General features: G+C 64.6%; 17 protein-coding genes. 2 read left to right on the plus strand and 15 right to left on the minus strand.

Going from position 1 to position 19,856, the window contains the following annotated elements; all coding sequences use genetic code 11:
- Positions 1-20: 20 nt before the first annotated feature.
- The 14 genes from fliI to QSJ95_RS11230 form a co-directional block, all read right to left on the minus strand.
- Complete coding sequence (fliI, locus tag QSJ95_RS11165) at positions 21-1,376, minus strand: flagellar protein export ATPase FliI (protein ID WP_043319354.1); 1,356 nt, start codon at positions 1,374-1,376, stop codon at positions 21-23.
- Positions 1,366-2,151, minus strand: a complete 786-nt coding sequence (gene fliH, locus QSJ95_RS11170; RefSeq protein WP_285642413.1) for a flagellar assembly protein FliH — start codon at positions 2,149-2,151, stop codon at positions 1,366-1,368. The genes fliI and fliH overlap by 11 nt, the downstream gene beginning before the upstream one ends.
- Positions 2,152-3,168, minus strand: coding sequence for a flagellar motor switch protein FliG (fliG, locus tag QSJ95_RS11175; protein ID WP_009620873.1), 1,017 nt, complete (start codon positions 3,166-3,168; stop codon positions 2,152-2,154).
- 6 nt (positions 3,169-3,174) lie between these two features.
- Entirely contained in the window at positions 3,175-4,965 is a 1,791-nt protein-coding gene (gene fliF / locus QSJ95_RS11180; RefSeq protein ID WP_058072077.1) for a flagellar basal-body MS-ring/collar protein FliF, read from the minus strand.
- Positions 4,966-4,988: 23 nt separating this feature from the next.
- Positions 4,989-5,324 (minus strand): flagellar hook-basal body complex protein FliE, encoded by a 336-nt coding sequence (gene fliE, locus QSJ95_RS11185; RefSeq protein ID WP_009620871.1) that lies wholly within the window; start codon positions 5,322-5,324, stop codon positions 4,989-4,991.
- 300 nt (positions 5,325-5,624) lie between these two features.
- Positions 5,625-6,026: an endonuclease domain-containing protein gene (locus tag QSJ95_RS11190; RefSeq protein WP_372241055.1), complete on the minus strand. Its 402-nt coding sequence runs from the start codon at positions 6,024-6,026 to the stop codon at positions 5,625-5,627.
- Between the two features lie 87 nt (positions 6,027-6,113).
- Positions 6,114-7,529 carry a sigma-54-dependent response regulator transcription factor FleR gene (fleR, locus tag QSJ95_RS11195; RefSeq protein WP_285642414.1) on the minus strand — a complete coding sequence of 472 codons (1,416 nt, stop codon included), beginning with the start codon at positions 7,527-7,529 and terminating at the stop codon, positions 6,114-6,116.
- Between the two features lie 4 nt (positions 7,530-7,533).
- A complete protein-coding gene (locus tag QSJ95_RS11200) occupies positions 7,534-8,739 on the minus strand; it encodes a sensor histidine kinase (protein WP_281688670.1) in 1,206 nt (401 codons plus the stop codon).
- A gap of 122 nt (positions 8,740-8,861) precedes the next feature.
- The gene (locus QSJ95_RS11205) at positions 8,862-10,337 is read right to left on the minus strand and encodes a sigma-54 dependent transcriptional regulator (RefSeq protein ID WP_043319360.1); all 1,476 of its coding nucleotides are present in this window, start codon (positions 10,335-10,337) and stop codon (positions 8,862-8,864) included.
- Positions 10,338-10,559: 222 nt separating this feature from the next.
- Positions 10,560-10,856: a flagellar protein FliT gene (gene fliT / locus QSJ95_RS11210; RefSeq protein WP_043267646.1), complete on the minus strand. Its 297-nt coding sequence runs from the start codon at positions 10,854-10,856 to the stop codon at positions 10,560-10,562.
- A gap of 26 nt (positions 10,857-10,882) precedes the next feature.
- A complete protein-coding gene (fliS, locus tag QSJ95_RS11215; RefSeq protein ID WP_285642417.1) occupies positions 10,883-11,263 on the minus strand; it encodes a flagellar export chaperone FliS in 381 nt (126 codons plus the stop codon).
- Between the two features lie 129 nt (positions 11,264-11,392).
- Positions 11,393-12,799 carry a flagellar filament capping protein FliD gene (gene fliD / locus QSJ95_RS11220; RefSeq protein ID WP_285642419.1) on the minus strand — a complete coding sequence of 469 codons (1,407 nt, stop codon included), beginning with the start codon at positions 12,797-12,799 and terminating at the stop codon, positions 11,393-11,395.
- Positions 12,800-12,884: 85 nt separating this feature from the next.
- Positions 12,885-13,229, minus strand: a complete 345-nt coding sequence (locus QSJ95_RS11225) for a flagellar protein FlaG (protein WP_285642421.1) — start codon at positions 13,227-13,229, stop codon at positions 12,885-12,887.
- A gap of 76 nt (positions 13,230-13,305) precedes the next feature.
- The gene (locus QSJ95_RS11230; protein ID WP_285642422.1) at positions 13,306-14,463 is read right to left on the minus strand and encodes a flagellin N-terminal helical domain-containing protein; all 1,158 of its coding nucleotides are present in this window, start codon (positions 14,461-14,463) and stop codon (positions 13,306-13,308) included.
- 209 nt (positions 14,464-14,672) lie between these two features.
- On the opposite strand from QSJ95_RS11230, the gene QSJ95_RS11235 reads away from it, so the two are divergent.
- Together QSJ95_RS11235 and QSJ95_RS11240 are read left to right on the plus strand one after the other, a co-directional pair.
- Positions 14,673-16,310 carry a tetratricopeptide repeat protein gene (locus QSJ95_RS11235; RefSeq protein WP_285642424.1) on the plus strand — a complete coding sequence of 546 codons (1,638 nt, stop codon included), beginning with the start codon at positions 14,673-14,675 and terminating at the stop codon, positions 16,308-16,310.
- Positions 16,311-16,335: 25 nt separating this feature from the next.
- Positions 16,336-18,198 carry an FkbM family methyltransferase gene (locus QSJ95_RS11240; RefSeq protein WP_285642426.1) on the plus strand — a complete coding sequence of 621 codons (1,863 nt, stop codon included), beginning with the start codon at positions 16,336-16,338 and terminating at the stop codon, positions 18,196-18,198.
- A gap of 66 nt (positions 18,199-18,264) precedes the next feature.
- On the opposite strand, the gene QSJ95_RS11245 is transcribed toward QSJ95_RS11240, so the two are convergent.
- Positions 18,265-19,854 (minus strand): flagellar hook-associated protein 3, encoded by a 1,590-nt coding sequence (locus QSJ95_RS11245; RefSeq protein ID WP_285642429.1) that lies wholly within the window; start codon positions 19,852-19,854, stop codon positions 18,265-18,267.
- Positions 19,855-19,856 lie beyond the last annotated feature (2 nt).

Below are 19,856 nucleotides of genomic sequence, written 5' to 3' on the forward strand. Positions count from 1 at the left end.
TCAGGCATGATGCGGCAACCTCAGCCGGCCTTGCCGGACAGCACGGCGTCCAGCAGCTGGGCGCTGTCTTCCAGGCTCTGGCTTTCGTTCAGGCCCTGGCGGAGGAACTGGCGCATCACCGGGAAGCGCTGGATGGCCAGGTCGGTTTCCGCATCGCCGCCAGCGACGTAGGCGCCGACGCTGATCAGGTCGCGGCTCTGCTGGTAGCGCGACCATAGCTGCTTGAAGCGCTGGGCGTGCTGCAATTGCTCGGGGCTGACCACCTGGGGCATCACCCGGCTGATCGAGGCCTCGATGTCGATGGCCGGGTAATGGCCTTCCTCGGCCAGCCGGCGCGACAGCACGAAGTGGCCGTCGAGCACGCCGCGGGCGGAGTCGGCGATCGGGTCCTGCTGGTCGTCGCCCTCGCTGAGCACGGTGTAGAAGGCGGTGATCGAACCGCCACCCTTCTCGCCGTTGCCGGCGCGCTCCACCAGGCGCGGCAGGCGGGCGAACACCGATGGCGGGTAGCCCTTGGTCGCCGGCGGCTCGCCGATGGCCAGGGCGATCTCGCGCTGGGCCTGGGCGAAGCGCGTCAGCGAGTCCATCAGCAGCAGCACGTTCTTGCCCTTGTCGCGGAAGTATTCGGCGATGCGCGTGCAGTACATGGCCGCGCGCAGGCGCATCAGCGGCGCGTCGTCGGCGGGGGATGCGACCACCACCGAACGCTTGAGGCCTTCCTCGCCGAGGATGTGCTCGATGAATTCCTTCACCTCGCGGCCCCGTTCGCCGATCAGCCCGACCACGATGATGTCGGCCTTGGTGTACTTGGTCATCATGCCCAGCAGCACCGACTTGCCCACGCCGGTGCCGGCGAACAGGCCCAGGCGCTGGCCGCGGCCGACGGTGAGCAGCGAGTTGATCGAGCGGATGCCGACGTCCATGGGTTCGTGGATCGGCTCGCGCTTGAGCGGGTTGATGGTCGGGCCGTCCATCGGCACCCAGTCCTCGGCGCGCATCCCGCCCTTGCCGTCCAGGGCGCGGCCGACACCGTCGAGCACCCGGCCGAGCATGGACATGCCCATGGGCAGGCGGCCGCTGTCGGGCAGCGGCACCACGCGGGCGCCGGGGGCGATGCCGGCGAGGCTGCCGACCGGCATGAGGAAGATCTTGCTGCCGGAGAAGCCCATGACCTCGGCTTCCACCTGCACCGAGTGGTAGCCGCTGTCGTTGATCACCATGCAGCGGCTGCCCACCGCAGCCTGCAGGCCCTCGGCCTCCAGGGTCAGGCCGACCATGCGCAGCAGGCGGCCTTCCACCACCGGCTGCGCCGGCAGTTTGGCGGCGTCCAGGTAGCCTTCCAGGCGCTTGGCGAAACTCACCCGGTCAAGGCGCATCGGGCTGGTCCAGGTCGATGTGCAGGTCCGGCTCCAGGGCGTGGGTGGCCTGCTCGCGCTGCTGTTCGAAGAGTTGCTTGGTGATCTGCGCCAGGCGCGTCTCGATGCTGGCGTCGATGCGCGAATGCTCGGTCTCGATGCGGCAGCCGCCGGGCAGCAGCTGCTCGTCCTCGAGGATGCGCCAGCTTTCCTCGTGGCGGTCGCGCAGCGCCTTGACCAGTTCGAAGTCCTGCGGGTTGACGTGGATGCGCACGTTGTCGCTGCCCATCGGCAGTTGCTTGAGCGCCTCGCGCAATACCTGGCGCAGCTGGCTGGAGTCGCCCTCCAGCTCGCGCTGGATGACCTGGCGCGCCACCTGGCCGACCAGGTTGACCAGCATCTGCTCGATCAGCAGGTCCTGCTCGGCGATGGGCTCGAACAGCTGGCCCATCAACGTCTCCAGGCCGGCCAGGCGCTCCTGCAGCGCCACCTCGGCCTCCTGTCGGGCCTTGAGCTGGCCGGCGTGGAAGCCGTCCTTCTCGCCGGTGGCGAAGCCTTCGTTGTAGGCGTCCTGGCGGATCGCTTCCAGCTCTTCGAGCGTCAGCGGCTTGACGTCCTCGACGGGGACTTCCTCCACCGCCGGGGTTTCCGGCGCCTGCGGCTCGGGCGCAGGCTCCGGCGGCCGTTCCACCACCGGGTCGAAGCTGGGCAACGCCCAGCGGTCGAAGCCGGCGACGTCGCGCGCGCGGATCAGGCCATCGTGTTCCTCGCCCTTGGGTTTCGCGGGACCACTCACTTAGATCATCTCCTCGCCACCCTTGCCGCCGAGGACGATCTCGCCGGAGTCGGCCATGCGCCGGGCGATGGTGAGGATTTCCTTCTGCGCGCCCTCCACTTCGCTGACGCGCACCGGGCCGCGGGCCTCCAGGTCGTCGCGCAGCAGTTCGGCGGCGCGCTTGGACATGTTGCGGAAGATCTTCTCGCGGATGCCCTCGTCCGAGCCCTTGAGGGCCAGCACCAGCACGTCCGAGGAGACTTCGCGCAGCAGCGCCTGGATGCCGCGGTCGTCGACGTCGGCGAGGTTGTCGAAGACGAACATGAGGTCCTCGATCTGCCCGGAGAGGTCTTCGTCGACGTCGCGGATGGCGTCCATCAGGGCGCCTTCCACCGAGCTGTCGAGGTAGTTCATGATGTCCGCCGCGCGCTTCACCCCGCCCATGGTGGTGCGGGTGGCGTTGGCGTTGCCGGCGAACTGCTTCTCGAGGATCAGGTTGAGTTCCTTCAGCGCCGAGGGCTGCACGGTGTTCAGCGAGGACACGCGCAGGACGATGTCCAGGCGCACCTTGTGGTCGAAGTGGCTGAGCACTTCGGCGGCCTGGTCCGGGTCCAGGTAGGCGACGACGATGGCCTGGATCTGCGGGTGCTCGTAGCGGATGACGTCGGCCACCGCGCGCGGCTCCATCCACTTCAGGCTGTCCAGGCCGCTGGTGTTGCCGCCCAGCAGGATGCGGTCGATGAGGTTGTTGGCCTTGTCCTCGCCCAGGGCCTGGGTGAGCATCTTGCGGATGTAGCCGTCGGCGCCGACGCCCAGGCTGGTCTGGTCGCCGACTACCTCGACGAACTCGCTCATCACCTGCTCGACCTGCTCGCGATGCACGTTGCGCATCTGCGCCATGGCCACGCCGACCCTCTGCACTTCCTTCGGGCCCATGTGCCGCAGCACCTGGGCCGCGTCGGTCTCGCCGAGGGACAGCAGGAGAATCGCAGCCTTGTCGACCTTGGTCAGTTTGGCGTTCAACCGGGTCTCGCTCATACCGCATCACTCATCGGAGTTGATCCAATCCTTCACTACCTGGGCCACGCGGCCCGGGTCCTGAGCCACCAGGCTCTTGATCGCGTTCAGCTGCGCATCGTACCCCTCGCTGGGGCTGGGCAACAGGATGCTCGGCGGGCCGCCCAGGCTGACGCGGTCCTCGGCCAGCTCGCCTTCCAGGCCGCCCATCTCGCCCAGGGCCATGTCGCCGCCGGCGCCGGCCACCAGGGCCTTGTTCTTGTTGCCGGCGAGGTTGTTCAGCACCGGGCGCAGCACGCCGAACACCAGCACCAGGATGAAGACGATGCCCAGCACCTGCTTGACGATGTCCCAGAACCAGGGCTGCGAGTAGAACGGCGGCGAGGCGATCTCCAGGTTCTGCTCCGGGGCGAAGGGCGCGTTGATCACGCTGACGCTATCGCCGCGGCTGGCGTCGTAGCCCACCGCGTCCTGCACCAGGCGGGTGAAGCGCGCCAGTTCGTCGGCGCTCCAGGGCTTGTGGCTGACCTCGCCGGTCTTGGCGTCGGCGACCATGTGGTCGTCCAGCACCACCGCGACGGAAAGCCGGCGCAGACGGCCCTGTTGCTGCTTGGTGTAGCTGATGGAGCGGTCCAGCTCGTAGTTGCGGGTGTTCTGCTCGCGCTTGTCGGTGGGGTACGGTGCCAGCACCGGACGGCCGGTCTTCGGGTCGATGATGGTCTGGCCGTTGGCGTCCTTCAGCGGCTGGCCCGGGGCGACGAAATCGCCGCCGGCGCTCTTGCCGGTCTGCTGCGGCGCGCTGGCCGGGCCCGGCGGCTGGTTCGACAGCGCACCCGGCACGCCCTGCGGGCCGTTGCTGTTCTGGCGTTCCTCGTTGTTCACCTGCTCGCTGCGCAGGGCCGGCTGGTCCGGGTTGTAGGACTCGGCGGTGGATTCCACGGCGCTGAAGTCGACGTCGGCGGACACCTCGGCCTTGTAGCGGCCGTCGCCCAGCACCGGCTGCAGGATGCTGTGCACGCGCTGGGTGAACATGCTTTCCATGCGCCGGGAATAGTCGAACTGCTTGCCGGCCATGGTCAGCTCGGACAGCTCCTGCTGGTCGGAGAGCAGGTTGCCCTTCTGGTCGACCACGGTGACCTGGGACTTGTCCAGTTCCGGCACGCTGGTGGCCACCAGGTTGACGATCGCCAGCACCTGGCTGGGCTCCAGGCTGCGCCCCGGGTACAGCTCGACCAGCACCGAGGCGGTGGGCTTGCGCTCGTCGCGGACGAACACCGAACTCTTCGGGATGGCCAGGTGCACGCGGGCAGCCTTGACGTTGTTCAGGCTGGAGATGGTGCGCGCCAGCTCGCCTTCCAGGCCGCGACGGTAGTTGGTCGCCTCCATGAACTGGCTGGTGCCCAGGGCCTGTTCCTTGTCGAGGATCTCGAAGCCGACGTTGCTGTCGGTGGGCGTCAGGCCGGCGCCGGCCACCTTGATGCGGGCGCGGCCGAGGTCGTCGGCCTTGACCAGCAGGGCGCCGGAGTTGGGGTCGACCTTGTAGCCGATGTCGGCGGCGTTCAGCGTCTCGATCACCTTGTTGGCGTCGACGCCGTTGAGGCTGCCGTACAGCGGCTTGTAGTCCGGCTGCTGCGACCACAGCACCATGCCGAAGCCGATGGCGATGCTCGCCGCCAGCCCGACCAGCAGGCCGACCTGGCGCAGCACCGGCATCTCGGCGAGGTTTTCGAGGAACTGCAGGCCCATCAGCGGCTTCTTCAGCATTTCGGCTGCGCCGGCTTTGGCGGGGACCTGGTTGTCTACAGTGGCTTCGGCCATGAACTATCTACCTACCCCGTGGCTCAGATGGGCATCTGCATGATGTCCTGGTAGGCCTGGACCAGTTTGTTGCGCACCTGGGTCATGGCCTGGAAGGACACGCTGGCCTTCTGCGAAGCGATCATCACGTCGGTCAGGTCGACGTTGCTCTGGCCCACCTCGAAGGCATTGGCCAGCGCGCTGGCGGCCTGCTGGGTGGAGTTCACCTTGTTCACCGCCTGGCCGAGCATGTCCGAGAAGCTCGGCGCGCCCTCCACGGCAGCCGGCGCCGAAGCGGCCGGCTTGGCCTTGGCCATGGCGTCCATCTGCATGGAGCGCATTTCCAGCAGCAGGCGGTTGAACTCGATACCCTGACTCATTGGCTTTCCCTCTGACTACGGGCCGCGGCTTTTTTGACGCCGCGGCGCTTTGGCATAGGGGATTGCAACAAGGGTGCCAGGTTTCAGGGGGGCTTGTAGGATGTGGCTATTGGGAGGCAAGAGCCCCTCACCCCAGCCCTCTCCCGGAGGGAGAGGGAGCCCCTCCTCTGCCGTGCGCAGGAAGGTGTGCAGCCGGGAACATTGGTGTCGGCCACACCTATATGCCAGGAGAAATCCATTACTTGTCGCCGCGCCGAACGGCCCCCTCTCCCTCTGGGAGAGGGCTGGGGTGAGGGTGCTCTATCCAGACTCCAATGCCAACAGAATCGCCTCCAACACCCCCTCCGTCCGCACCAGCACGTCGTGGTTCCAGAACCGCAACACCCGCAGCCCCTGGCCCCTCAACCAGGCATCCCGCTCGACATCCGCGGCACTTCCCAGGTGCTGCCCGCCGTCCAGTTCCACCACCAGTTGCCGCTCATGGCAATAGAAATCCACCACATACGGCCCCAGCGGCACCTGGCGCCTGAATTTCCAGCCGAGTAGCCGGCGATCCCGCAGGCGACTCCACAACAACCGCTCCGCGTCGGTTTGCCGACGCCGCAGCTCCCGGGCGAATTCCGTTGGCCTCGACATGCCCTGCCCTTCCTCCATGGAAAAGCAGAACCCTGCGCCACCCACCGCCGTCACGACTGCCGGCAAGCGCTGAAACCACCACGGGAAACGCCCCTCACCAGACAAAGAAAAGGCCCGCGAACAGCGGGCCCGAACAGGGGAAACCGGCACCACTCAACTGGCGTACAAGTAGGCCTCCACATCCATCCCCGCGTCACGCATCTGTGCCAGCTTGTAGCGTAGGGTGCGCGGGCTGATGCCCAGGCGTTCGGCGGCCTCCTTGCGGCGGCCGCGTTCGCTGCGCAGGGTGTCGATGATCATCTGGAACTCGCGGCGGCGCAGGTCTTCGCCGAGGCCGCCGGCGTTGTCCGCGGGCGCCGACGGAATTCCGGCACTGGCGGCGGCCGCCACCGGGGCGGGCTGCACCAGGGGGATCACGGGCGCTGCGGGCGCCATGCCGATGGGGGCGTTCAGGCACAGGTCCAGGGCGCGGACCTGGCCGCCCTGCTGCAGGATCAGCGCGCGCTGGATGGCGTTGTCCAGCTCGCGCACGTTGCCCGGCCAGGGGTGCGTCAGCAGGGCGTCGCGGGCGTCGGCGGCCAGGCTCACCGCGCCCAGGTTCATCTTCTTCACGTACTTGGCCAGCAGGCGCTCGGCCAGCGGCAGGATGTCCGCCGGGCGCTCGCGCAGGGCGCGCCAGGCCAGGGGGAAGACCGACAGGCGATAGTACAGGTCCTCGCGGAAGCGCCCCGCCGCCACCTCGCCGAGCAGGTCGCGGTTGGTGGTGGCCAGCACGCGGATGTCCAGCTCGATCGGCTTGCGCGCGCCCACGCGCTCCACCTCGCGCTCCTGCAGCACGCGCAGCAGCTTGGCCTGCAGCGCCAGGGGCATCTCGGAAATCTCGTCGAGGAGAATGGTGCCGCCGTCGGCCAGCTCGAACTTGCCCGGCTGCGCGGCGATGGCGCCGGTGAAGGCGCCCTTCTCGTGGCCGAACAGGGTGGCCTCGAGCATGTTGTCGGGGATAGCCGCGCAGTTGATGGCGATGAAGGGCTTGTTGGCGCGCGGCGACTGCTGGTGGATGTAGCGCGCCAGCACTTCCTTGCCGGTGCCGGACTCGCCGGAGATCAGCACGGTGGAATCGCTGCGCGCCACCCGCGCGGCCAGTTCCAGCAACTGGCGGCTGGCCGGCTCCATGGCCACCGGGCCCTCGCCTTCGGCGGCGACCGCCTGGCCCTGGGCATGGCGGGCCACCAGTTCCAGCAGCACCTTGGGCTCGAAGGGCTTCACCAAGTAGTCGGCGGCGCCCTGGCGCATGGCGTCGACGGCGCGCTCGACGGCGCCGAAGGCGGTCATCAGCAGCACCGGCAGCTGCGGGTAGCGGGCGCGGATCAGGCCGAGCAACTGGTGGCCGTCCATACCGGGCATGTTGACGTCGCTTACCACCAGGCCGAAGGCCTCGCGCTGCAGGGCGACCAGGGCCGCCTCGGCGCTGTCCACGGCGGTGAACTCGCAGCCGCCGATCAGCAGGGTATCGGAGAGGGCTTCGCGCAGGGCGCGGTCGTCTTCGACGAGCAGGATTCTGGCGGGCATGGGGTTATTCCTTGTGTTCACGGACGGGGGCCGCGATCAGCGGCAGGACCAGGCTGGCGCAGGTGCCACGGCCCGGTCGCGATTGCAGGCGCAGTTCGCCGTGGTGCGCCTTGGCCACCGCCTTGACCACCGCAAGGCCGAGGCCGGTGCCGGTGGTCTTGGTGGTGAAGAAGGGCTCGCCCAGGCGCGCCAGGGTGGCGGCGTCCATGCCCGGGCCGCTGTCGCTGATGGCCAGGCGCAGGCTGTCGCCGCGAGCGTAGAGGTGGACTTTTAGGCGCACGTCCTGGCCGCCGGCCTGGATGGCGTTGTGCAGCAGGTTGAGGACGCTGCCGACCAGGGTGTCGCGGTTGCACAGCAGCTCGCCGCCGCGCACGTCGCATTGCCAGCGCAGCTGCAGGCCGGCGACATGGGACTCGGCGGCGGCGCGTAGGCCGGAGAACAGCTCCGCCGGGCTCAGGCGGTCCGGCAGCGGCAGGTCGCCGCGGGCGAACACCAGCATGTCGCGCACCTGGTTCTCCAGTTCCTGCAGGCGCTCCTTGAGGCGCCCGGCGAAGCGCTGCTGCTGCTCCAGCGGCAGCGCCTGCTCGCTCAGGTGGCCGGCATAGAGCATGGCCGCGGACAGCGGCGTGCGGATCTGGTGGGCCAGGGACGCGACCATCCGGCCCAGGGCCGACAGGCGCTCGTGGCGGGCCAGTTGGTCCTGCAGGCGGCGGGTCTCGGTGAGGTCGTTGAGCAGTACCAGTTGCCCCGGCTCGCCGTTCAGCGAGCGGGTGGCGATGGACAGGCGGCGCCCGTCGCGCAGGGAAATCTCGTGGCCGTCATCCTTGCGCGGCGCGAAGCAGCGGGCGATGACCTGGCGCCACAGCATGCCCACCAGGGGCTGGCCGAGCAGGCCGCGCGCCGCCGGGTTGGCCTCGCGCACCACGCCCTGGCCGTCGATGACGATGACGCCGCCGGGCAGCAGGTCCAGCAGGCTCTGCAGGCGGTTGGCCAGGCGTTCCTTCTCCGCCAGCTCCTGCATGCGCTGGGCGCTGACCAGGGCCAGTTGTCCCTTCAGTTCGCTGACCCGCGCCTCCAGCATGCTGTACGACTGGTTCAGCTGGGTGGACATCTGGTTGAACAGGGCGAAGGCCTGGTCCAGGCCGGCGCGGCCGTTCTCCTCCGGAGCATCGCTGGAGGTCGGCTGGGACTGCTGGGGTACGGCTGGCATCATGCTGTCTCTCTTCCATCCGACGTCGTGAAAGCGTCGGCTGGCAGAGTCTTAGCAATCTGCGTGCCTAAAAATTAGTCCTTTATTTTCAGACACTTATTGAAACGCAAAGGCAAGCGGCGTCAATCCTCCGCCACTTCCTCCTCGCGGCGGCTCATGCCGTACTTGCGCATCTTCTCCACCAGGGTGGTGCGGCGGATGCGCAGGCGCTCGGCGGCGCGGGCGACCACGCCGTTGGCGTCGTCCAGGGCCTGCTGGATCAGCCCCTGTTCGAGGTTGGCCAGGTAGTCCTTGAGGTCGATGCCCTCGGCCGGCAGCATCGCCGGCGAGTCCAGGCCCGGCAGCCCGGCGGTGATGGCGGCGCGTTCTTCCAGCTCCTCGCGCAGGCTGCTGGCGAGTTGCTCATCCTCGTCGTCGACGTGGCGGAATTTCTTCGGCAGCTCGCCCACGCCGATCACCCCGTAGGGGTGCATGATCGCCAGACGTTCCACCAGGTTGGCCAGCTCGCGCACGTTGCCCGGCCAGTCGTGGCGGCACAGCGACATGATGGCGGCGGAGTTGAAGCGGATGGAGCCGCGCTTCTCGTGCTCCATCCGCGAGATGAGTTCGTTCATCAGCAGCGGGATGTCTTCCACCCGCTCGCGCAGCGGCGCCATCTCGATGGGGAAGACGTTGAGGCGGTAGTACAGGTCCTCGCGGAAGCTGCCGCCCTCGATCATCTTCTCCAGGTTCTTGTGGGTCGCGGCGATGATGCGCACGTCGACGTTCTGCGTCTTGTTGCTGCCGACGCGCTCGAAGGTGCGCTCCTGCAGCACGCGCAGCAGCTTGACCTGCATCGGCAGCGGCATGTCGCCGATCTCGTCGAGGAACAGGGTGCCGCCGTTGGCCAGCTCGAAGCGCCCGGCGCGGCTGGTGATGGCGCCGGTGAAGGCGCCCTTCTCGTGGCCGAACAGTTCGCTTTCCAGCAGCTCGGCGGGAATGGCCCCGCAGTTAACCGGCACGAAGGGCGCTTCGCGGCGCTTGGAGTGGTAGTGCAGGTTGCGCGCCACCACTTCCTTGCCGGTGCCGGACTCGCCGAGGATGAGCACGCTGGCGTCGGTGTCGGCCACCTGCTGCATCATCTGCCGTACCTGCTGGATGGCCCGGCTGGTGCCGACCAGGCTGCGGAACAGGTTGGGCTCGCGCTGGCGGCCGCGTTCACGGGCCTGGTCGTACATCTCGCGGTAGACCTGGGCGCGGTGCAGGGAATCGAGCAGCTTGTTGTAGCTGGGCGGCATCTCCAGGCTGGCCAGCACGCGGCGGCGCAGCTCTTCCGGCCAGTCGGTCGGCGCCGAGTCGCCGATCAGCAGCACCGGCAGGAATTCGTCCCAGGCCGAAAGCTGCTTGAGCAGCTCCAGGGCGCCGCCCTTGTGCTCGACGCTGCCGAGCAGCACGCAGAGCACGCCGCGGCTGCCGTTGGACAGGTCGTCGACCGCCAGGCGCCATTCGCGGCTGCGGCAGGACAACTGGTCCTCGCCGAGGAAGTTGAGGATGGTGGAGAGTTCGCGGCAACGCTCCAGGTCGTCGTCAATCAGCAGAATCTTGGTTTCACGCCACATCTTGCTCTTGTCTTCCGAAGGCATGTGGGCCGGCGAACGGCAACGGGAAAGAGGCGGAAACAATCCGCCATCATTTAGCCACCAAGTAAAGTCAAAAATGTGGCAGGAGTCAAATTTATGGCGTGATTTATTCGTTGTTTCCGACGGAAGAACTTACCTGCTGGCACGAACGGCGGCAACGGAGAAAACGAGGGGCCGCGCCGAACGGGCGACCCGCGGGGCTCAGCCGAAAAGCTGATAGACCTTGGCGCCCTTGTGCGACCGATTGACGCGGATGATCTCCTCGGCCACGCCCTGGCGCTGGCGGGTAACTTCCTGGACCAGTTCGCGGTACAGCACGAGCAGGCCTTCGAGGCTGCGCTTGAGGTCGCTGTCGTCGTCCAGCGGCTCGTGCATGGCGGCATCCACGTGCTGGCGGCACTCCAGGTCCAGCCGGGCGATGGCTTCCCAGTCCTGCTCCGCCAGGGCGGTGCCCAGGGCGCTGCGGGTTTGTTCGATACGCTCGACGGCGAGGGTCATGCTTCGTGTCTCCTGGAGGGACGGTATTACTGCGGGATACCGTCCCAGCCTTCCTTGATGGTACGCAGCAGGCCCGACACCTCATCGAGGATTTCCGCCTCGTTGCTGCGGTTGGCGTCGCTCAGGCGACGGCTCATGTAGTCATAGAGGTTGGCATAGTTCTGCGCCAACTCACCACCAGCTTCGAAGTTCAGCGCTTCGCGCAGGCCGGCAATGATAGCCGCTGCCTTGGCGATCAGCATGCCCTTCTGGGCGAATTGCTCGCGCTCCATGGAGCCCTTGGCCTGGGCGATACGGCTCAGGCCACCCTCCATCAGCATCTGGATCAGGCGATGGGGAGAAGCGTCGTGTACCTGGGACTGGGTGTTGACGTTCTGGTACTGGCGCAGCGCGGCCATGGCGTTCATGCGATATCCCCTTGAATCCTTGAACGATCACATCGTTGGTATTCAGGGTATCGGCGAACGCGGGAATTTCTTTAGACCAGGATCGCCGCCAATCGCCCGCCCCGGAGCAGGCCGGGGCGCGGTTCAGGCTCAACTGCTCGAACTGTTCTTGTTGTTCAGCGCGTTGAGCGTGGTCAGCACGCTGCTGCTGGTGGCGTTGAGCTGGGCGACCAGGGAGTCCATGGCGTTGTATTTGGCCATCAGGGTCGTGGTCAGCTTGTCCATGCGGTTGTCCAGCGCGGTCTGCTGGGTGGCCAGGTCGCTAAGGGTGTCGTTCAGCGAAGCCTTGCGCTGGTCGAGCAGGCCATTGCTCTGGGTATACACGTCGAGGCTGCTGCTCATCCGGTCGAGCAAACCACCAGTGCCGGTGAAGAAGCCCTGCACAGAAGCGAAGTTCTTTTCCAGCGCGGCATCCAGCTTGTCGCTATCGACTTCAAGGGTGCCATCGTTCTGGGTCGAGACCCCCAGTTGCGAAAGCAGCTTGATGGTGCCGCCATTGCTCGAGGAGCCGACCAGTTCACTGCGCAGGGTGTTGAGCAACGAGCGGGTCATCGAGTCGCTGGCCAACGCGGCGGAAGAGGTGGTTGGATTGCCGTCGCTGTCGGTGGTGGTGGTGACCTTGGTCAGCGAGTTGATCGAGGTCATCAGCGTATTGTAGGCATCGACGAAGGATTGCACCGAACTCTTCAGGCCATCGGTGTTGGTGTCGACGGTAATGGTCGATTTGCCCTCGGCCACTAGGTCGAACTCGACGCCGCTGATGGCGCTCTTGATGCTGTTGGTCGAGCTGCTCATCTCCAGGCCGTCGATGGTGTACTCGGCATTTGCCGCAGGCGCGGAAATGTAGCCGCCAGCGGTGGCAGACGCCTGGGTATTGGCACCATCGATATTGAGCACCGACAGGCTGCTATCCCCCGAGGCGGTGACACTGATATCGCTGCCAGCGCCGGTCACGCTGGAGCTCAGAACCAGGCGCGGGCCATTGGCGTCGGTGATGATGTTCGCGGTGATGCCGTTGGACTTCAGCTGGGTATTGATGCTGTCACGAATGTCCGACAGGCTCGCCCCGGAGCTGACATTGACCTTGTAGCTGCTGCTGCCCTGCGTAAGGGTCAGGCTGCCAGTGCCGAAAGTGGCGGACTTGTCGATGTACTGGGTGGCGACCTTGGAGCTGGTGGCCAGGCTCTTCACTTCGATCTTGTAGGTGCCAGCGGCGGCCCCTGTGCCTAGCTTGGCGGTCAACGCATCGGTATTGGACGACTTGACCGCAAGGCCGGCGAACGCACTGGAAGAGGAGTCGTTCAGCTTCTCAAGGGCGCTCTGGAAAGTCTCCAGGGCGTTCTTCAGCGTCCCCACCGCGGACAGCTGGGTATTGGCGGTGCTCTTCTGGTTGGTGATCTGGTTCTGCTTCGGCGTCTTCTGCGCATTCACCAGCGAGGTCACGATGGAGTCGATGTCGATCCCCGAACCTACGCCATTGATCGAAGTCCCAGCCATTTGCCCACCCTCCTGTCCAAATTTCTGGCGGTTTCGGTTTCCGCCTTGCGTCTAGGACGCTTCAATTCAAGAATCGCGCCAAGCCTCAGGCGCGCTCGCTGAATAACAGATTGCCAGCGTCCTTGAAGCTCTCCGCCAGCCTTAGGGCGACCTCCGACGGAATCTGCCGGATCACTTCGCCCGTGTCGGCGGCGACCACCTTCACCACGGTTTCGCCACTGGCCTCATCCACCGAGAAATCTAGGTTGCGCTGCACCGATTGGGCCTGTTCGCGCAGCCGGCTGACGGCATCGTTCAGGCTGCGGCGGCTATTGGTAGCCGGTGAATCCTTGGCGCCTTGCGGCAACGCATTGCCACCCGCCGGCTTGGCTCCGGGCGTGGCGCCGCTGTCCACGGGGCGCAAGGTGTTGATTCCGAGGCTGGTATCCATCTGGGTTTACCCTCCACACGCAAAGCAAGAAAGGGCGCAGGGCGCCCTTCCTCGGTTTTCGCCTTCCGGCGAGCCCTTACTGCAGCAGCTTCAGGACAGCGGACGGCAGCTGGTTGGCCTGGGCCAGGACCGCGGTGGCGGCCTGTTGCAGGGTCTGCTGCTTGGTCATCTCGGCAGTCTCCGAGGCGAAGTCCACGTCCTGGATGGTGCTACGTGCAGCGGTGGCGTTCTCGGCCACGTTCTGCAGGTTGGAGATAGTGCTGTCCAGACGGTTCTGGATGGCGCCCAGGGCAGAACGTTGGGTGTCGATCTGCTTCAGAGCGGCGTCGATGACCTGGGTAGCGGACTGTGCTCCCTTGGCGCTGGTGATGTCCAGTTGCTGGACGGTGAACGCCGAACTGGTAGCGTTGGCGGCACTACCTGCACCGGCGCTCACCAGGCCAGCGCTAGCAACTTTACCTGCGTGGAAATCAGCACTGGAGGTCAGGGTGATTACAGGAGTGGCGCCTGCACTGGCCGCGCTGTTGACTGCAGCGACACCACTGACGTTGGTGTTGATCGCGCCAACGATGTCGTTGACGCTCGCACCCGCCTCATAACTCACAGCGGTACCATTGATCGAGATAATCCCCGCACTAGCCACAAGACCGGCGCTGTCAAAGGTAATACCGGTCAGGTTGGCCGAAGCCAGTTGCGACGTGCCTTTCAGGGCCTGGGCGCTCATGTCGCTAAGAGTGAAGCTCACGGTCTCGTTGGCATTGGCACCGACCTGGAAAGTCAGAGTACCGTTGCTGCCGGCGGAGCCGTCGAGCAGCTTGATGCCGGAGGTTCCGCCACCGAAGGTGGTGGTCTTGGAAATACGGGTCAGTTCGGCGGTCAGCGACTTGAACTCCTGGTTCAGGGAGGTCTGGTCTTCGGTACTGTTGCTGCCGTTGGCCGACTGCAGGGACAGTTCACGCATGCGCTGCAGGATGTTGGTGGACTCCTGCAGGGCACCTTCGGCGGCCTGGGCGATGGAGTTGGCGTCCTGGGCGTTCTTCACGGCGACGTTCAGGCCGTTGACCTGGCTGGTCAGACGGTTGGAAATCTGCGAACCGGCGGCGTCGTCCTTGGCGCTGTTGATGCGCAGGCCGGTGGACAGACGGGTCATCGACGTGTTCAGGGCATTGGAGGCCTTGGTCAGGTTCTTTTGAACCGACAGCGAGGCGATGTTGGTATTGACGGTAAGAGCCATGACGAAATCCTCGTGTTTGGGCTTTTTGGCCTCCCTGCCGTGATCAGATTTGAGATGGCGTGGAGAACCTTCGTTAGGGTTATCGTCCAGCCCGCCAGGCGCTTTAATTTTTTTTCGTAGATTCTTCAGAAGGGCTACCCCATGGGATGCTGGCCCCATTCTTGCTGTCCCCCCGTATCGCGCCAAACTACCGCCACACGGAATCCCACATGTCAGCATCCCAAGACCGGGCCGAGATTCAGCACATTGCCCAAGCCTTGCAGCTAGCCGAGCATGCAGATGACCTGCCGCAACAGATTGAGTTGTACGAGCGACTACTGGACATCACGCCACAGGTCGCCCTGATCCACGCGAAGATCGCCCACCTTCACCTGCGTCTGAAGCAAGTGGACTCGGCGCAACCCTATATCCATCAGGCACTCTCCATGCCCGGTGACGACCAGGTAGACGCCGAACTCTTCGAGCACATGGCCGAATGCCCCGAACTCGCAGCGGATCTGGAGCAGGCGCGAGCTTGGTATCGACAGCGTCCCAACCTATGGCGCTTCAAGCTCTATTCCTCTGCACTCACAAACGCTCAGTTGCATGCAGAAGCCGAACGACTCTATCTGGACGTGCTGCAGACTCCCCTGGCCGTCAGCCAGCAGGTGTGGATACTCTGCGCGCTCTCGAAGCTGTATTACGACACCGGCCGTTATCACGATTGTATCGCTTGTTGCCAGTTGGGCCTGGAAGGTTCACCGGACGACCCCCGCCTGCATTTCAACATGGCCACTTCGCTGGAACAGGTCGCGCGTTACGAAGAAGCCTTCCAGCACTACGCCATAGTCCTGCGGAGCGATCCGCAACATATAGGCACGCATAACAATCTCGGCCTACTGATGCTGCGGCTGAAACAGTTCGAGGTCGGATGGTCCCACTACGAATGGCGTTGGCTGGCCAGCCAGCAGAACCAGCAGCAGTACTTCAACACCCCGCAATGGCAAGGCGAATCGCTCAAAGGCAAAAGCCTGTTGATCTGGGCCGAACAAGGCATTGGCGACCACATCATGTTCGCCAGTATGCTGCCAGACCTACTTGAGCTCGAAGGCAAGGTGCACTTCGAGACCTACGCCCGGCTGGACCCGATTCTCGAGCGTAGCTTCCCTGAAGTCGCTTTCATTCGCCGCGAGCAGACCGGTAACGTGCTGGATGGCGTACAGATGCTCTATCGACAGAGTTGGCCACAAAGCGATTACCAGATACCCATGGGCAGCCTGGGCCGACTACTGCGCCCCGACCTCGGCTCCTTTGCCGGGCCAGGCAAATTCCTGCGGGCCGATGAGGAGGCAAGCCGCTGCAAGCGTGAAGAATACACACGGCTATTCCCTGGCAAAAAGCTGATTGGCCTTGCCTGGAAAGGAGGCTCCAACATCTCCAACGACATACAGAGCCGCCGCATCGCCATGAACGAACTGGCTCGACTTGCGTCGCAGAACCACGTGCAATTCATCAACCTCCAGTATGGCGATACCTCGGCTGAGCGCGCCGAGGCAAAGGCCTTGGGGCTGTATATCCATCACGATGAAAACGTCAATCCGCTCGTCAACATGGATGCCCAAGCCAGCCAGCTCGCAGCACTGGATGCCGTGCTCAGCATCGACAACACCGCGGTCCACCTCGCCGGTGCGTTGGGGGTACCGACGTACGTGTTGCTGCAGCTGAATCCCAACTGGCGCTGGGGACTGGAAGAAGGTCCCAGCTACTGGTACCCCAGCGTCTACCTCATCCGCAATCGCGAGATCGGTCGCTGGGAAATGGCATTGGACAGAGCCGTCGCCGCCATGCGCGACAACGGCCATCTCTGATCCTCTTGAAACACAGGACAAGACTATGAAGTGCTGCGTAATCATCCCTGTCGGCCCCGGACACAAAGAGCTGTCCCAACGCGTGATCAGCTCCATTGAACAAGCCATCGCCAACGGTATTGGCGGCTTCAGCGAAGTGGAAATCCTTCCCCAGGACGATACTTTGGGCCAAGGGCGCTCGCGGGCCAGGAACCTTGGTGTGGCAGAAGCAGGCAGGCGGGGCGCGGAATGGATCTTCTTCATCGATGCGGATGAACTGATGGTCCCCACCGCGTTCGACGATGTCCAGCATCTGCTGAATGACTACGACGCCATCTGGGGGGCCATCTACGAGGCCAACCTGTCCACCCAGCAGGCAAGCCGCAGAGCCAATGACATCGCTCCCATCACCACCCTGGAACAGGTACTGATAAACCACCCGTTTCTGACCCTGCACAATGGCCATTTCGTGCGCCGCAAGGTAGCCGAGGCGCATCCGTTCCATACTGAAATGGATTGTGGTGAAGACTTCGAATATTACCTTCGGGTATGGCGCGACGCCAGGTGCATCAAGATCGAGAAGCCACTGTTCCTCAATGTCCGGGGCCAGCACTCGACCGGCCCCCGCGCCGCAACGGGCAAGGACTGGAACGAAGCCATGCCTCATGTGTTCACGAACTTCTGCCGTGAGAACGAAGTCGTTGCCAGCGTTCCGTTCGGCGACAAGCAGGTCAAGTTCCGCCTGAGTAATACTCTGGATCTCATCCAGAATCATCTTGCCCGCGAACGGTTCTTCGAGAGCAATGAACTCACCGAAACGCTGCTCGTGCTTCCGCGCAACCCGGTGATATTCGACGTGGGGGCAAATATCGGCAACCACGCCTTGTTCTTCACCTGTATCGGCGACGCCTCGCAGATACATTGCTTCGAACCCACCGATGCCGCCGCCGACTTGCTCCAGGAAAACTTCCGTCTCAACGAGATCGATCCCGCGCGCGCACACATTCACCGCATAGGCATAGGCGCCACCGCCGGCAAGGCCAGCTTCGACCACATCGAAGCCACAAACCTCGGGGCCACGAGTATCAAGACCGATGACACCGGCGATATCGTCATCGACTCCCTGGACAATCTCTACCCTGACACAAGCGTGGACCTGCTCAAGATCGACGTGGAAGGCATGGAGTTGGATGTCTTGCAAGGTGCCGAATACCTTATCGGGCACTCCCGTCCTATCATCCTGATCGAAGTGGCCAACGCCAACAAAGGGCGCTTCCTTGCCTGGGCAGGCTTGCACCATTACCGAGTCCACCGCGCCTTCGAACTGGTGCACGCCTCCAACTACCTTCTCCTTCCCCAGACAACGCGCCCAGGCTTCTACGACAACGGGCTAGCCGCCACTCGCAACTGGACGTCTCGTACTCCCTTGGCACCACAACAGGCTCCGTGTGGCTGGTCGATCCGCGACTTCCTGCAGACCTATCTTGATGGGAGGCCAGCCCTTGAGCTACTGGTGAGGGACGGCCGCCTGATAGCTCTTGACCTCGCCGGCGACCAGGAGATAGCACTGGGCGACAACGCCCTGGCGGACCTCTCTCAACGCTTCAGTGGGGCGAACGTCATTCTGGGGGAGATTCTCGGCACGCTGAACGACGAACAGTTCAGCCTGATCCTCAGTGGCCTGGCGCAACACCGTGGCGAGGTTCTGCTGCTGGATCTCATGGATGCCCGTTGGAACAATGCCTTCAACCTGAATAGCCGCTATCACGACGCCGAGTGGTACCTGGCCGCGGCCAACCAGCGCGGCTTCGCCCTAAAGCACTATCAGAAGCTACCGCACAAGGCCGCGCTGGGTGCCCATGAGCAGCTCGACAGCCGCCTTACCCTCCTCCATCTGAACCGCGCCTGATCTAGGCGCGGCAAAAAAGGGGATGTCCATGACATCCCTTTTTTCATCGCGCAGCGTAGGACAGCGCTAGAGCTTGTTGAACAAACTCAACTGACTGATCCGCGCAAACGCCGCCTGCGCCGCTTCGAGCATGGTCTGCTGCAGCACCAGCTGCGACGTCGCCGCGGCCATGTCGGTGTCGCGGATCGACGATTGGGTGGTGGTGTTGGTCAGGCTCAGGCTCTGGTTTTCCTGGTTGAGCACCTCGATGGTGTTCAGGCGTGCGCCTATCGACGACTGGGTCGTCAGCACCTGGTTGGTGGCTTTGTCGAGGTTGGTCACCGCGCTGGCCACCATGTTGCGGATGTTCAGCTGCGCCTGCGGATCGTTGGCGGTGGAGGTATCCAGCGCCGCGCGGAGGTCGCCCAGGGTATTGAGGATGTTCTGCCGCTCCGGTGAGCTGGCGGTGACGCTGAACTGGTCGCCGGCCGCCGGCGCCGAACTGATGGCCATGTCGATACCGGCGACGCTGATGGTCTGCGGGAAGGTCGCGCCCAGGGTACCGCTGGCCATCGGCGTAGCACCCTGGACTGCCGGCAGCGCGTAGACCTCGTAGTCGGTGGCGCTGGTGAATTTCAGCTGCACGCCGTTGCTCGGGAACTGGGTGGTGTAGGTGTTCGCGTTGCTCACCGTGGCCGAAGTGACCTGGGCCGACGAGGTGTTGGCGGCGCTGCGCTTCACCGAGAGGGTATCCGGGGCGGTACCGAAGCTGAAGCTGTAGCCATCGACCAGGCTGTCCATATTGCTGGCGTCGTCGGTCTTGGGCAGGGAGACGTCGAGCTGGAATTGCGCACCACGGAAGATGATGGCGTTGCTGTCGGTGGAGGTGGCGTCGTAGGTGCCGTTGGTATTGGCCTCGCTGGTGACGTCGTTGCCGTCCTTGTCGAGGATCTGGTACTGGGTGCCGCTGAGCACCTTCAAGGTGTAGGGCGCGCCATCGCGGAAGCTGCCGTTGTAACTCTTGTCGTTGGTCACCGTGCCCTGGGACAGGAAGGCCCGCTGTACGCCATCGGCGTTCGGCTCACTGGTCAGCGAGCTGACGGTGCGGCTGGCGTTGGCTGCCATCTCGAAGATGCTCCAGCCATTGTCGTTGGTGGAGATCAGCAGGTTGTCCGAGACTTGCAAATTCAGCGAGCTCTGGTCGCCCTGGTAGCTGTAGCTGCCATCGGCGTTCTGGATGAACGGCTGCACTGTGCTCTTGCTGCCGGAGAACAGGTAATTGCCGCTGGCATCCTTGCTGTTCATCAGCGTCAGCAGCTGTTTCTGGATCTGGCCCAGCTCCTCGCTGATGGCGCCCCGGTCGTCATCGCTCAGGGAGCCGTCGCCAGCACGGAGGGTCAACTCGCGGGCGCGCTGCAGCGCGGTATTGATCGAGTCGAGGACGCTCTGCTCCTGGTTCAGGCTGTTGGTGGCTGTGGTCATGTTGCCGCTGTACTGGCCCAACAATGCCTGCTGTTGCTCGAGTTGCAGCAGGCGCGCGGCGCCGACGGGGTCGTCGGCGGGGGTCTGGATGCGCACACCGCTGGAGATCTGCTCCTGGGTCTTGGCCAGGCTGGCGTAGCCGCGGTTGTAGTTGTCGATGTTGGAACTGAAGATCTGCGGGGTGGAAATACGCATCA

It is taken from the genome of Pseudomonas sp. NBRC 100443 (assembly GCF_030268185.1).
Classification (GTDB): domain Bacteria; phylum Pseudomonadota; class Gammaproteobacteria; order Pseudomonadales; family Pseudomonadaceae; genus Pseudomonas; species Pseudomonas citronellolis.

Excerpts from the sequence above, each read along its gene's own strand:
- fliE (WP_009620871.1), bottom strand. The coding sequence starts at position 5,324 with ATGAGTCAGGGTATCGAGTTCAACCGCCTGCTGCTGGAAATGCGCTCC.
- fliD (WP_285642419.1), bottom strand. The coding sequence starts at position 12,799 with ATGGCTGGGACTTCGATCAATGGCGTAGGTTCGGGGATCGACATCGAC.
- fliG (WP_009620873.1), bottom strand. The coding sequence starts at position 3,168 with ATGAGCGAGACCCGGTTGAACGCCAAACTGACCAAGGTCGACAAGGCT.
- QSJ95_RS11230 (WP_285642422.1), bottom strand. The coding sequence starts at position 14,463 with ATGGCTCTTACCGTCAATACCAACATCGCCTCGCTGTCGGTTCAAAAG.
- QSJ95_RS11235 (WP_285642424.1), top strand. The coding sequence starts at position 14,673 with ATGTCAGCATCCCAAGACCGGGCCGAGATTCAGCACATTGCCCAAGCC.
- fliI (WP_043319354.1), bottom strand. The coding sequence starts at position 1,376 with ATGCGCCTTGACCGGGTGAGTTTCGCCAAGCGCCTGGAAGGCTACCTG.
- QSJ95_RS11225 (WP_285642421.1), bottom strand. The coding sequence starts at position 13,229 with ATGGATACCAGCCTCGGAATCAACACCTTGCGCCCCGTGGACAGCGGC.
- fleR (WP_285642414.1), bottom strand. The coding sequence starts at position 7,529 with ATGCCCGCCAGAATCCTGCTCGTCGAAGACGACCGCGCCCTGCGCGAA.
- fliT (WP_043267646.1), bottom strand. The coding sequence starts at position 10,856 with ATGACCCTCGCCGTCGAGCGTATCGAACAAACCCGCAGCGCCCTGGGC.
- QSJ95_RS11205 (WP_043319360.1), bottom strand. The coding sequence starts at position 10,337 with ATGTGGCGTGAAACCAAGATTCTGCTGATTGACGACGACCTGGAGCGT.
- QSJ95_RS11200 (WP_281688670.1), bottom strand. The coding sequence starts at position 8,739 with ATGCCAGCCGTACCCCAGCAGTCCCAGCCGACCTCCAGCGATGCTCCG.
- fliF (WP_058072077.1), bottom strand. The coding sequence starts at position 4,965 with ATGGCCGAAGCCACTGTAGACAACCAGGTCCCCGCCAAAGCCGGCGCA.
- QSJ95_RS11245 (WP_285642429.1), bottom strand. The coding sequence starts at position 19,854 with ATGCGTATTTCCACCCCGCAGATCTTCAGTTCCAACATCGACAACTAC.
- fliS (WP_285642417.1), bottom strand. The coding sequence starts at position 11,263 with ATGAACGCCATGGCCGCGCTGCGCCAGTACCAGAACGTCAACACCCAG.
- QSJ95_RS11240 (WP_285642426.1), top strand. The coding sequence starts at position 16,336 with ATGAAGTGCTGCGTAATCATCCCTGTCGGCCCCGGACACAAAGAGCTG.